Origin of the sequence: Peribacillus saganii, assembly GCF_003429095.1 — a bacterium.
Classification (GTDB): Bacteria; Bacillota; Bacilli; order Bacillales; family DSM-1321; genus Peribacillus; species Peribacillus saganii.
This window is the reverse complement of the sequence record NZ_QVTE01000005.1, coordinates 123,368-134,043: the sequence shown is the minus strand read 5'-3', so window position 1 is coordinate 134,043 and position 10,676 is coordinate 123,368. Positions and strand designations below refer to the sequence as shown.

Annotated in this window: 8 protein-coding genes; all 8 read right to left on the bottom strand. The window is 41.9% G+C overall.

The genetic code is table 11. The features are described 5' to 3' along the window. Positions 1 to 86: 86 nt before the first annotated feature. The 8 genes from glnA to mutL all read right to left on the bottom strand — a co-directional run bounded on the left by glnA (position 87) and on the right by mutL (position 10,663). A complete protein-coding gene (glnA, locus tag D0469_RS02385) occupies positions 87 to 1,421 on the bottom strand; it encodes a type I glutamate--ammonia ligase (RefSeq protein WP_117325060.1) in 1,335 nt (444 codons plus the stop codon). A gap of 42 nt (positions 1,422 to 1,463) precedes the next feature. Further along, complete coding sequence (locus D0469_RS02380; RefSeq protein WP_117325059.1) at positions 1,464 to 1,874, bottom strand: MerR family transcriptional regulator; 411 nt, start codon at positions 1,872 to 1,874, stop codon at positions 1,464 to 1,466. A 127-nt stretch (positions 1,875 to 2,001) separates the two neighbouring features. Next, positions 2,002 to 3,270 carry a methionine gamma-lyase family protein gene (locus D0469_RS02375; RefSeq protein WP_117325058.1) on the bottom strand — a complete coding sequence of 423 codons (1,269 nt, stop codon included), beginning with the start codon at positions 3,268 to 3,270 and terminating at the stop codon, positions 2,002 to 2,004. A gap of 15 nt (positions 3,271 to 3,285) precedes the next feature. Beyond that, positions 3,286 to 4,542 (bottom strand): GTPase HflX, encoded by a 1,257-nt coding sequence (gene hflX, locus D0469_RS02370; RefSeq protein ID WP_117325057.1) that lies wholly within the window; start codon positions 4,540 to 4,542, stop codon positions 3,286 to 3,288. Between the two features lie 234 nt (positions 4,543 to 4,776). Next, entirely contained in the window at positions 4,777 to 5,736 is a 960-nt protein-coding gene (gene spoVK / locus D0469_RS02365) for a stage V sporulation protein K (protein WP_117325056.1), read from the bottom strand. A gap of 352 nt (positions 5,737 to 6,088) precedes the next feature. Further along, positions 6,089 to 6,322 (bottom strand): RNA chaperone Hfq, encoded by a 234-nt coding sequence (gene hfq, locus D0469_RS02360; protein ID WP_117325055.1) that lies wholly within the window; start codon positions 6,320 to 6,322, stop codon positions 6,089 to 6,091. A 31-nt stretch (positions 6,323 to 6,353) separates the two neighbouring features. After that, entirely contained in the window at positions 6,354 to 7,310 is a 957-nt protein-coding gene (miaA, locus tag D0469_RS02355; protein WP_117325054.1) for a tRNA (adenosine(37)-N6)-dimethylallyltransferase MiaA, read from the bottom strand. A 1,373-nt stretch (positions 7,311 to 8,683) separates the two neighbouring features. Next, entirely contained in the window at positions 8,684 to 10,663 is a 1,980-nt protein-coding gene (gene mutL, locus D0469_RS02345) for a DNA mismatch repair endonuclease MutL (protein WP_117325052.1), read from the bottom strand. Positions 10,664 to 10,676: the final 13 nt, after the last annotated feature.

Below are 10,676 nucleotides of genomic sequence, written 5' to 3'. Positions count from 1 at the left end.
CTCGGGACTCACACCCTATAGACTGCACCCATGCCGGGCGCACAATGAAAAACCCTCAATACCAATGGTATCAAGGGTTGTATCAATTAATACATTGTCATATACTGTTCGCGTTCCCAAGGGTGAACTTGTGTGCGGAACATATCCCACTCGATTTCTTTTGCTTCGACAAAGTGTTCAAGCAAGTGGCTTCCCAGCGCTGCAGTGATGACTTCGTCAGCCTTCAGTTTATCCAGGGCAGCAGCCAGAGTAGCTGGAAGGTCTATGATTCCCGCTTCCTCGCGCTCTTCTTTATTCATGACATAGATGTTGCGGTCAACTGCTGGCGGTGGAGTCAATTTGTTTTTGATCCCATTAAGTCCGGCTTGCAAAATGACGGCTACTGCCAGGTATGGGTTGGCAGCCGGGTCTACGCTGCGGACTTCAACACGTGTACTTACACCACGTGAAGCCGGAATACGGATTAGCGGGCTGCGGTTGCGTGCAGACCATGCAACATAACATGGTGCTTCATAACCAGGAACCAGGCGCTTGTAAGAGTTAACAGTCGGGTTAGTTACAGCAGTGAAGCTTGGTGCATGCTTAAGGATACCGGCGATAAACTGGTGTGCTGTTTCGCTAAGCTCAAGTTCGCCTTCAGTGTCATAAAATGCATTTTCATTGCCTTTGAATAGAGATACGTTGCAGTGCATTCCGGAACCATTTACACCAAACAATGGCTTTGGCATGAAAGTTGCGTGAAGGCCATGCTTACGTGCGATTGTTTTTACCACAAGCTTAAACGTTTGAATATGGTCACAAGCAGTGATTGCATCAGCATATTTGAAGTCAATTTCATGCTGTCCAGGTGCTACTTCGTGGTGGGAAGCTTCAATTTCAAAGCCCATTTCTTCCAGCTCAAGAACGATATCGCGGCGGCAGTTTTCACCCAAGTCAGTCGGAGCAAGGTCAAAGTATCCGCCTTTATCGTTAAGCTCAAGAGTTGGTTCGCCTTTTTCATCAAGCTTGAAAAGGAAAAATTCCGGTTCTGGCCCCAAATTAAAGTTTGTAAAGCCAAGTTCTTTCATTTCATTTAGGATACGCTTTAGGTTGGTACGCGGGTCACCTTCAAAAGGTGTACCATCTGTATTATAAATATCGCAGATCAGACGGGCTACCTTGCCTTTTTCGGAAGTCCAAGGGAAAACCACCCATGTGTCTAAATCTGGATATAGGTACATATCAGACTCCTCAATGCGGACGAAGCCTTCGATGGAAGAACCGTCAAACATCATTTTGTTGTCTAAAGCTTTGCCAAGCTGGCTCACAGGAATTTCAACGTTTTTAATAGTCCCAAGAATATCCGTGAATTGAAGGCGGATATATTTTACATTTTCTTCCTTCGCCAAACGTGTAATGTCTTCGCGTGTGTACTTTGCCATGATTCAAGTCCTCCCTAATATTCAATATATCTTATTTATTTTTTAATGGAAAAAGCGTGACATATCTCCCTGTCGAAGCGAGGTGCGATTCTTTCCGCTGTGCATCATTTCTGCACGAAGGAGCTTACGAAGCTCACTATCGCTTAATTCAGGGCGTACAGCTTTTTCAACTTGCTCACTTATAATAGTGTTTACTGCTTCTTGTTCTTTGTTTACTTCTAGTATCTTCTTAATGCCTGCGAGGTTGACACCTTGTTCAAGCAGGTCTTTAATTTCCAGAAGCCGGTCAATGTCGATTAGTGAAAACAGCCGACGATTACCCTCTGTTCTGGCAGGATGTATTAATTGATGCTCTTCGTAATACCGGATCTGTCGGGCAGAAAGCTCTGTCAGCTGCATGACAATTCCGATAGGAAACAGTGGCATCGAGCGTCTTATATTGCTGCCGCTCATCCTTGCATCCTCCTCTTTTGTTTGAACTTAATGTTATTATATTCTATGTCAGTTTTCATGTCAAACAAATGTTAGAATTTATTACACGACTTTTTTGTTAAAAAAAGACCCGGTTTATGGGTCTTGCTTACATATTGAGTAATCCCTTTTCAATTAAGGAATCAACCGCCGTTAAAACAGCAATTTTAACATGTGAATAGGTAAGACCGCCTTGGACATAAGCAACATACGGCGGCCTTGTCGGACCATCTGCAGTGAGTTCGATGCTTGCCCCCTGAATAAAGGTTCCTGCCGCCATAATAACATCATCTTCATAGCCAGGCATATAGCTTGCATAAGGAGTAACATGCGAATTTACTGGGGAAGCAAATTGAATAGCTTGGCAAAAGGAAACCATCTTGTCCCGGTCATCAAATTGCACTGATTGTATCAGGTCAGTCCTTTTTGCGTCCCACTCAGGGTTTGTATTCATCCCGAGTTCCGTTAAAAACGCTGAGGTAAACATCGCTCCTTTTAAAGCCTGTCCCACGATATGGGGAGCAAGAAAAAAGCCTTGGTACATTTCTTGGAGGCTGTAAAGGGAAGCACCGGCTTCGGCACCAATTCCTGGCGATGTTAATCTGTAAGAGCAAGCTTCCACATATTCTTTTTTGCCTACGATATATCCGCCTGTTTTAGCAAGCCCTCCCCCTGGGTTTTTAATAAGGGAGCCCGCCATTAAGTCTGCACCTACATGGCACGGCTCAAGCTCTTCTACAAATTCCCCGTAACAATTATCAACAAAAACAACTACATCGGGTTTAATCCCTTTAACAAAATCAATCATTTCCTTTATTTCTGATATTGTATAAGAAGGTCGAGTAGCATAGCCCTTTGATCTTTGAATCCCTATCATTTTAGTATTTTCGTTAATGGAATTCTTAACTTCTTCAAAATCCACACGTCCCTCAGAAGTCAGCGAAACGGACCGATAGCCAATGTTGAATTCCTTCAAAGAACCGACACCGCTGCCCCTAATACCGACAATTTCCTCGAGTGTGTCATACGGCTTGCCTGTTATGTATAACAATTCATCTCCTGGCCGTAAAAGCCCAAACAATGATATTGAAATGGCATGCGTTCCAGAGATAATCTGCGGCCTGACAAGCCCTGCTTCACCGCCAAACACATCGGCATATATTGATTCAAGGGTATCCCGGCCGCTATCATCGTAACCATATCCTGTTGTAGGTATAAAATGGGAATCACTCACTTGATGGCGCTGGAAGCTTTTGAGGACACTGAATTGATTGGTTTCAATTCGTTCATCCACTTCCCGGTGCAGATTAGCAAGCTTTTCTTCTATCTTATTGGCGAGGTTTTTTAAGGCCACGCCGTTTTTTAATTGCTGATACATCCTACTGTCCCCTCTTTATTTTGAAAATTTCTCCAGCTGGCCTGTTAAAGGATGGTCATGCATGGCATAACCTTTACACTCGTACTGTTCTCTATCCTCATCGAACACAAGCGTACGTAAAATTGTTTCATTTTTTAATTGGGAAAGCAGCTTTCCCTCACTTGAAGGAAGCAGCACATGATAAGCTTCCATTTCAGCGATAACCTTCTCCTCCATATGGGTAAGCACCTTATCGATATCTGCCTCTGAACGGGCACTGATTAAAATAGATGCCTCCGTTGATGAAGGTACGAAGTCCGCATGCTTACAATCACTTTTATTATAAATTACTAATTGCGGGATATCGTTTACTTCCAGGTCTTCCAATAGCCGATCTACTGTTTGTTGATGGTTGAAATAATCCGGATTGGATGAATCTACAACATGAAGGAGCAAGTCAGCTTCCTTAACCTCTTCCAAGGTGGAACGAAAGGCGGCGATTAGGGTAGTAGGCAAATCCTGTATAAACCCTACGGTATCAGTAAGCAAAGCTGTAAACCCGCTCGGAAGCACAGCTTTCCGTGTCATTGGATCCAGTGTTGCAAACAACAGATTCTCTTCAAAAGAACCTGCTTCAGTGAGCCTGTTGAATAGCGTTGATTTCCCTGCATTCGTATAGCCGACAAGTGCAGCCTGAAACGTTTTATTGCGCTTTCGTCTTTCCCGATATCGTTCACGGTGTTTGACTACTACGTCTAGCTGCGTTTTAATTTCATCGATTCTTCTGCGTATATGGCGCCGGTCACTCTCCAGCTTTGTTTCACCTGGACCCCTTGTACCGATTCCGGCACCAAGCCGTGATAGTGCTGTACCCTGGCCAGCGAGCCGCGGCAATAAATATTGAAGCTGTGCCAGTTCAACCTGCAATTTACCTTCCTTGGAACGGGCGCGGCCCGCAAATATATCAAGTATCAATTGTGTTCGGTCGATAACCCTGGCGTTTAAAACTTGAGACAGATTTCGGATCTGGCTTGGTGACAACTCGTCATTAAAGATCACGATATCCGGATCCAGCTCTTCCTCCAGCGCTTGCAATTCCTCTACTTTACCTTTTCCAATATATGTTGACGGATGGATTCGGTCGCGCTTTTGAGTTAACGTTATTAAAACCTGGCCATTTGCTGTATTTGTTAAGGAAGACAGTTCATCCAATGAGTAGCGGAACCTCTGATCATCCTCATTTGTTTGGCAGCCGACCAAAATTACTTTTTCTTTTTCATTCCTCTGATCCACTTTACATCCCCTCCTTAACTTGCATTATCATTAAAAGTTCTTCATTAACTTCATTATTGTAATATTACTCTAATAAAATCTTCTTAAAATTGGTTTCACTGTTCTGCGGCGGTTATTTTTACACCGGCCATTCTAATTATTTTATCATAATAATGGAAGGACCACTAATGAAAGCCATAACCACAAAAATAAACAAACAGGGCCCGCTGTTTAAAGCGGAACCCTGATCCTTTGTCATTCTTCATCCTCATTTTCATCAAACATCAAATCCTGGCTGCGCAGAGTCATTAAATCACTTTTTTCATACGTATCTTCCAAGAGCAGCCTCATTGCCTGAGTCCGTATAGATTTTTCTATCAGGTTACGGATATAGCGGCCATTAGAAAAAGATAAAGGGCTTAAAACTGTTTTTAAATACGTAAGATGCTCACGCAGCTTGCGCTCGGCGTCCCTGCTTAACGAATATTCTCGTTCATCCAGCATCCGGTGTGCAATTTCAAGAAGCTGCTGGATAGTATAATCAGGGAAATCCACTACGATTGGGAAACGTGAATGCAGGCCGGGGTTTAGTGTTAAAAAATAATCCATTTCCCTTGAATAACCTGCCAGGATTAAAATAAATTCATGCTGACGGTCTTCCATGTGTTTTACAAGCGTATCTATCGCTTCTTTTCCAAAATCCTTTTCACCGCCTCTGCCAAGTGAATAGGCCTCATCAATGAACAGGATTCCGCCAATCGCTTTTTTTATTAAGTCCCTGGTTTTTTGTGCGGTATGACCAATGTACTCCCCAACCAGGTCAGCCCGCTCTGCTTCTATCAAATGTCCCTTTGAAAGTACATTCATTTTCATGAACAATTTTCCGATCAGCCTGGCAACAGTCGTTTTCCCGGTGCCGGGATTTCCTTTAAACATCATGTGCAGGGCCTGTCGTCCAGCTTTCAAGCCTTTTTCTTCTCTTTTTTTGTTTACATAAATCCAGGCGTAAATTTCTTTTATCATTTTCTTCATTTCTTCCATCCCGACCAGACTGCCTAGCTCTTCTTCAATTTCTTTTAGAGCCATATGCTGGACGGGTATTTCCCTTACGACAATATCCTTTACCGGCGGGTCTTTTTTAATTGTTTTCCTCTTCTGGCCATTCAGTACAATATTAATCTGCCCGTTATTCTTCATGCGGAAAGGCTCTTCCAAAGCTTTCACCTCTCAATTCCCAAACGGTATGCTTGTGATGGTCGGGTTCGTAATAAGGATACCTGCTTCAGGCTCATGAAGGCAGGATAGACAATGATCATTTCTGGCACAATTATATACACGATTCGATATTTTTTACGCAAGTTAGACACAATACCATCTGTTTCAACAAAATTTATGTCAAGGATGTCATTTCCTGCGCTTTCCCAAGAAATATTCCTCTTCTTAAATGTATTCAAGCAGTCGCACGGTCATTATTCTAATTTGCAAAAATTAAAAAATCCCTTCTTCACGAAAACTTATTGCAATAAAAAAAACAGGCAGTCAAAACCGCCTGTTATCATGAGATTTCCTATTCTTTTGCTTCAAAATCGATTTGAACATTCCGCTGCGGCGCGAAGGTAGAAATCGCATGCTTAAAAACTAATTGCTGCTTGCCCTCTGATTCAAACAGGACGGTGAAATTATCAAAACCTTTAATCTGCCCTCTTATTTGAAAGCCGTTTAATAAAAATACGGTTACATAGATAGAGTCTTTACGTAATTGGTTTAAAAATTGATCCTGGATGTTTACAGATTGTTTCATTTGTTCGTTTCCTCCTCTATTATCTCTAAATTTATCTATTCGCCTTTATTGCAAGCTTTCCTGCAATATAAACGGATATTTCATTAAATTTTTTTTCAAATTCTCGCAGGTCGCTCATATCGAACCATGATACATCCATTTTATTCCGGAACCAAGTCAGCTGGCGCTTCGCATAGCGGCGTGAGTTCTGCTTCAGCTGCTCTACCGCTTCTTCCAGCGTTATTTTCCCTTCAAGATACGCATAAATTTCTTTGTAGCCAATTGCCTGGATAGATTGGCATTCCTTTAGCCCCAATTCAAAAAGCGACTTTACTTCTTGAAGAAGACCCTGCTCCATCATCAGATCTACCCTCTTGTTAATTCTCGAATAGAGAAGCTCACGTTCCATAGTAAGCCCTACAATCAAGGAATCGTAGTTTCTTTCAAGAGGCTGGTCTATCAATTGCTCACTCATGGTCTTATCGGTACTATGGAAAATTTCTAAGGCTCTTATTACTCGCCTCACATTATTGGGATGTATGCGGGCTGCACTTTCGGGATCAACTTTGTGGAGCAGAGCATGGACCGCTTCATTCCCTTGCTTGCCGGCAAGCTGTTCAAGTTCCGTGCGGTACTCCGGATCACCTGGGGCTTCAGAAAATTGATACTGATGAAGAACGGACTGAATATATAGCCCCGTGCCGCCAGCAATGATGGGAAGCCTGCCTCGTTTATGTATATCCTTGATGAATTTAGTTGCCAACCGCTGGAACTCATTAGCATTAAAAGGTTCATCCGGCTCTTTAATATCAATCAAATGATGTGGGATGCCATCCATTTCCGAAACGGATATTTTCGCAGTTCCAATATCCATCCGTTTATATACCTGCATGGAATCCCCGCTGATGATCTCACCGTTGAATCGCTTTGCAAGCTCTACACTTAGCTTTGTTTTTCCGACCGCGGTAGGCCCGATGATTACCAACAACTTTTCTTTTTCAAGATTCAAGCCACTCACTGCCTAACTATTTTTTTCCTATCTTACCATACTTTTTTAGATACAGCTCAAACATCTATCCATTCTAGGCGAAAACCTTGGATTCTATTCACCATAGGGAAATATCTTTTCCATTTTTTTAACCTAGGCTAAGCCATTGTTTCATTATTCATAACAAATTCTCGTTCTATACCATGGTACTTTATTTCAGGGCTCATCAACTGACTTAAAAAAGAAGGCTATGTAGAAAGGAATTTATTTGTTCTATAGTTCGCCCTTCCATTTTTCCATACTTTGGTTCTATCAAAAATAAATGGAGATTACAAAGTTTTTGCTTCAGCTTAGTAAAAATTATGATGGCCAATATAGGATAAATTACTGATTTATTTTTGCTACACAATACTAACTATTCCTTGTTTTCTGTGTAGGATAAAACCATTTCATTAAACATAAAATGTATATTCTAAGTGAGTGATTAGTAAGGATAAATACCTGATTATGCATTTGAGCTTGTGAAAGGGTTCTAGGGAATTAATAATCTTTTCAAACAAGACAAGTTTATCGAATTTAAACTTAATGTATGATAAAATACCTATTAAATAGGATTATTTACCTATATTCGATGTGTTCTACAGCCATGGTGATTTATAATTATCAGAGGTGATAACAATACTATGAGACAGCAGCTAATTTGCAAAGCCTGTGGCGGCCATTCCTTTACAAAAGGAAAACTGAGTAACGACAATATAAGCGTCACCCCTATTGAAAACCTGTGTTCTGTAGGTTCTCCTTTAATATTAACCTTTTGCAAAGATTGTGGTGAAGTAGCTTCAATTAAAGTTAAATATGCTGAGAATTTTTGAGCTTGTAATATTGCCAGCTTTCTATTGTTAATCTTCGGAAGCTTATTTCCTCCCAGCCACTTTATCCATCTGCCTATCCTGGGAGGACCAATTTTTTAATAATTGAAGCAACGCACAAATAGTACAAATTACAGACGATGAAATGGAAAAACACTGTTCATTAAAGCAGCCCACCTTTATTCAAAGCGAACAAATTTGCGAATCAGCACTTAATACTTTATGTATTCATTAATAAATAAACGTTCAAAGAACAAAATGAATTACAATAGTGGATAAAAAGCAGGGACACCATGTGATCAGCCACACGGAAAGGAAATTGATGATAACAGAGTTAATAAAAAAACAATGGATTTTGTTATCCAAAACAAGCAAAACTGCACCACATTTTCTCCCCATAGATTTTTGTACACACGCAATCATACTGCGAGAAGTGGTGCAGTTAATTCGCCCATTATACGAAACAAAACAACCAAAGGCTAGAGTCTCACTAAAGTGTTTAAGGGCAAACATAATTATACCGCGCTACATTACGCGTTTAAACATCTTCTCCATGTCATAGGTTGAGTAGTGAATGATGATCGGCCTTCCATGCGGGCATGTGAAGGGATCAGACGTTTGACGGAGCTCGTCCAGCAATGATTGGATTTCATCATTACGGAGGTGACGATTAGCTTTGATTGACCCTTTACAGCTCATCAGTATAGCCGCCTCTTCCCTAAGCCTCCTGATATCCACTTTCTTCATCAAAAGCAGCTGCTCGATCATTTCCTCAAGTACTTTCTGTTCTTCACCTTTAGGAAACCATTGCGGGTGTGACCTGACAATATATGAAAGATGGCCGAACTCCTCAAGAAACACTCCAACCCGTTCCAATTCATGGCGGTACTCTTCAATTTTAAGACACTCATCCTGGGAAAATTCGAGAGTTATAGGCACAAGCATTTCTTGCAATTCATTTTCAACTTTGCCTAATTTCTCTGCAAAAAACTCATATTTAATCCGTTCCTGTGCGGCATGCTGGTCAATTATATATAGCCCGTCCGAATTCTGTGCAAGAATATATGTGCCATGCATTTGGCCGATAGGATATAAAACAGGAACCCTTGAAGAAGATGCCGGTTGCTCATAAGCTTTTGGAACTGCTTCGTGTATTTTGGAATCAGTATCAGCTTCTGTAAAATCATTTGGGCTGTAATCTGCTTCCAGTTCTGAACCATCATTTGCGTTGTAATCTTCTTCTAATTCTGCACCGACAGGCATCTGATCCGGAATGCTTTGTGATGGCTGCACTAATTTAGTACTATCGACTGACCAACTGGATTCCGCTGGACTATCGAATGCAATCCGTTTCGAAGCCTGACTTGTTGTCTCTGTTGAAGGTGATTCATAAACACTGCTATCTGCTCTAGCTGAGTTACTATTTTTATCCTCAGCGGGAAGATGATCCAGCTCAAAAGCCGCTTGTTCCGATTTTGGCCGTTCAGCCTTTGGTGTGATTGGGCCGCTAGGTATAAGCTGGACCGACTTAAAGGCCTGTTTTATTGCAGAAGTGATAATCTGTGCGCATTCTGCCTCTTTACTTAGCCTTACTTCCATTTTAGAAGGATGAACATTTACATCTACTAATATCGGATCCATTTCAATCGAAATTAGAGCGATTGGATAACGCCCTACCGGTAGAAGGGTATGGAAACCCTCCATTATAGCGTTGGCAAGCGGATAGCTTTTAATGAAGCGGCCGTTTACCATTAGCGATATATAATTGCGGGAGGCCCGTGTCAACTCAGGGAGAGTTACATAGCCGCTAATCCGATAATCAAGCGAGTCTTCCTGGATCGGAACCATTTTCTTTGCCATACTATAGCCGTAAATGGCGGCCAGTACCTGCAAAACGTCACCACTGCCGTTTGTCTTTAAAAGCCTTTTCCCATTATGAATAAGTGTCAGGGAAACGCCCGGGTTAGCGAGCGCCAAGCGGTTGACGACATCCGAAATATTCCCTAACTCTGTATGAATGGTTTTCATATATTTCAGCCTGGCCGGCGTATTATAAAACAAATCCGATACTGTGATATCAGTACCTCTTCTGCTTGGCCCAGGTTCATGAACTTTGATTATACCACCTTCAATAACCAGCCTAGTTCCGGCTTCCTCACCTGTGGATGTTTTTATTTCGAGCCGGGAGACGGATGCAATACTTGGGAGGGCTTCACCCCTGAAACCTAGCGTACGGATCCGGAACAGGTCATTTTCATCTTTTATTTTACTGGTTGCGTGCCGCTTAAAAGCTGTAGGAACATCCTCTGCGGCTATTCCGTTGCCATTATCAAGAATCCGGATCATCGCAAGTCCGGCTTCCTCTACATGGATCTCTATTACCGAGCTGCCTGCATCAATAGCGTTCTCAACAAGTTCTTTTACAACAGAAGCAGGGCGCTCAACCACTTCACCAGCTGCAATCTTGTTTGCGAGCATCTCATCAAGCTGAATAATCTTCGCCATTCGATCACCTCAC